Below are 2763 nucleotides of genomic sequence, written 5' to 3'. Positions count from 1 at the left end.
CACCGATGCGTCCTTGATGAACGGTTGATTCCGGTGTCGGGCACCTCCGGAGTTTTCGGGTAGGGGTGGTTCGCCCCGGGTTTAATGGAGGGTAGGAAATTGGAAAAGGGCACCCTACATGCCCATCAAATACACCCCAGAGCTCAAGCAACGCGCCGTTGAACTCTTGCTTCATGCCCCAGCCGATCCCGTCACCGCCCGTGGCACAGTCACCCGCATCGCTGTAGAGCTCGGCGTCAGCAAAAAATCCTTGCGAGTCTGAGTCCGCAACCACAAACAAACCGTGGCCGACACCCCGGCCGAGTCGATCGACCTGGAAGCAGAAAACCGGCGGCTGCGAGCCGAACTCGCCGAAGCCAAACGCGCCAACAACCGTCCCCGGAAGGCCCTCGGATTCCGTGCCCCGCTGAGCAGTTGAAGCACTGTTGCGTTGACGGATTGAACCCAAGGGTTACTGAGCCACCGGCTAAGCTGATCGACGACCTTCAACATCCCGTGCGTTCATAGAAGCATCCCCTCGCGGCGATCGCTTAATTCATCTCCTCACACGGATTTTCCGGATCGAACAGGCGTCCTCGCCCGTCGCCGTAGCCCGGATAGGCTGCGGGAAGTCTCTTCCAGGCTCCCCAGCACGAGGAAGGCGAGCAGGACACCGTACAACGGAAGGTGCCCCAGAAATTCAGTCGTCCCGAAAAGCGCCAGCGTCGCGGTGAACGGCACGGCCGCCAGGATCGCGACCACCTGCGGCATCGCGCCGGAGATTATGAGCAGCCCGAACAAAAGCTCGATGGACCCGGCAACCACCGCGAAGGCGTCGGCGCTTACCCCGAATGGGGCAAGGATATTGAGGAGCGGTTCCTGTTCGAGCATCGCCCGCGCCATCTCGGGATTCGCCAGCTTCTCCACGACCGCCAGGGAAATGAGGGTTACGCCCGCACCAAGCTTTAGACCGAACGTCGCACGGCGCAGCTTCGGCAGGTCAAGGTCCATACGACCCCCATCTTTCAGGCGTGGAGGCAGCACGAACAAAAACGCGGCGATACCAACGAACACTGCCAGGATGACGAGCGCCTCGGGACCCTGCAGAGCTACCAGCAGTGGCGCGGTGAGCATGATCGCTACACTCGCCGCGCGGACGAGGACACCGGCGATGAGCAGCCCGCCCACCATAGCCTGAGGCACGAGTAGAAGTATGCCCCCCGCGCCGTCCGGGACGTGTATGCCGGGCTCCAGAAACGCCCCGTCGAATGCCAAGACGAGCAGGCTGAAACCCAGATGCGCGGCGAGAAGCCGGGGCACCCATGGGACGAGCGACGCCAGCCGCCGAGTCGGCTTGATCATCGCCAGCTCGGGAGCAGGTAACCGCGCCGCCACCGAGCGCAGCAAGAGGGTCACCGCGACGGTTGCGGCCACCGCGAGGACAACGCCCGGGCGCAGCAGCGCCCCAAAGTCCGGTGGATAGGTCTCCGGCGCGTTGACAAACCACTCCTGGTGGGCACCGGCCGGCACAGCGCTGCCTACCACGACGATCCCCACCATCAGTGCAATCACGGTCCCTCGAGCGACCACAGGCACGGTATGACGCCTCCTAGGAACCATCAGGGGTATGAGTGTTAGCCACGCGAGCCAGCGTCACGTCCGGGTGCTTGCCGGCTGGGCCTGAGGGTTGAGACATGCGTGCCGACGTTGCGTCGCGAAAAACTGCGGGATCGAAGACCGCCTAAGGGTAAACGCTATTAGGGGAATCCCGCGTAGTCAAAGCGCTCATGCCCTACCACTCACCCACCAAGGCTGTGCGCTGCTCCTAGCGGACCTGACCCCTGTTTGGTAGATACCTTGAAACCAACATAATGCTGAGAAAGGTAATCTGCCACTATGCCAAGCAAGACCTATGCCGAGAATCCCGGCCGCCCGGTGCAGTTCGGTGGTGCCGCTCGGACCACTAATCTGCTCTAACCCGTCCCGCGCATAGATACGAGGAAGCCATGCCCCCGATGTCGACCGTAGAATCTGTGGTCTGCCGCAGTGCACTGTGGGGTTTTCTGGCCCCAAGGACGGTTTCCTGGGCGACGCAGGACTGGCCCCTGGCCGGACGCGTTCTGGAAATCGGTGGTGGCAGCGGGGCGATGGCTAAAGCAATCAGTGCGTCTCATACGCAGGTAAACCTCACCACGACCGACGTCGATCCTGCCATGGTCCAGGCCGCGCAGCGCGTCCTTACAGGACTGCCCGTTGAGGCGCGTCAGGCCGATGCCACTGCCCTGCCCTGTGCAGATGAGTCCTTCGACATGGTGTTGAGCTTTCTCATGCTCCATCACGTGCTCGAGTGGGAGCAGGCCGTGGCTGAGGTGGCTCGGGTCCTGCGCCCGGGCGGAGTGTTCGTGGGATACGACCTGCTCTCCTCGCGCGTCGCGGGGTGGCTTCACCGGGCCGAAGGCTCTGCGCATCGCCTCTTCAAGGCCGATGCTTTTGAATCCGCCCTAAAACACGCTGGTCTGGTCCCGCTGCGCCTTCGCCCCACGTGCGGGGGTCAGATTCTACGGTTCGTCGTGCACAAGCCGAGTACCACCGACAGCCACAACCCGAATAACTCTGAGCACCGTACGTAAGCTGCGCCGCAAAGATCAGCTGCACCCCAGCGAATGCGCCGTGTCCTGAGGAGGCATCTCATGGCAACAGTGTGCTCACCGGTCGTAGGAGAGGCGCGAAGTTAGGCCGAACCCGTGCCTTGCGGCAGCGGTGCCCCAGAATCTGAGATTTCCT

3 protein-coding genes are annotated in these 2763 nt (G+C 62.6%); 2 read left to right on the top strand and 1 reads right to left on the bottom strand.

Features of this window, described 5'->3' with window-relative positions; translation table 11 throughout:
- Positions 1-118 precede the first annotated feature (118 nt).
- Positions 119-262, top strand: a complete 144-nt coding sequence (locus Q0M74_RS13740) for a hypothetical protein (RefSeq protein ID WP_293955408.1) — start codon at positions 119-121, stop codon at positions 260-262.
- A gap of 281 nt (positions 263-543) precedes the next feature.
- On the opposite strand, the gene Q0M74_RS13735 is transcribed toward Q0M74_RS13740, so the two are convergent.
- Entirely contained in the window at positions 544-1551 is a 1008-nt protein-coding gene (locus tag Q0M74_RS13735) for a hypothetical protein (protein WP_293955406.1), read from the bottom strand.
- A gap of 443 nt (positions 1552-1994) precedes the next feature.
- Between Q0M74_RS13735 and Q0M74_RS13730 the strand changes: the two genes are divergently transcribed.
- Entirely contained in the window at positions 1995-2609 is a 615-nt protein-coding gene (locus tag Q0M74_RS13730) for a class I SAM-dependent methyltransferase (protein WP_293955404.1), read from the top strand.
- Positions 2610-2763 lie beyond the last annotated feature (154 nt).

The sequence above is a fragment of the uncultured Corynebacterium sp. genome (assembly GCF_945649885.1).
Lineage (GTDB): Bacteria > Actinomycetota > Actinomycetes > Mycobacteriales > Mycobacteriaceae > Corynebacterium.
This window is presented reverse-complemented; position numbering and strand designations above follow the sequence as displayed.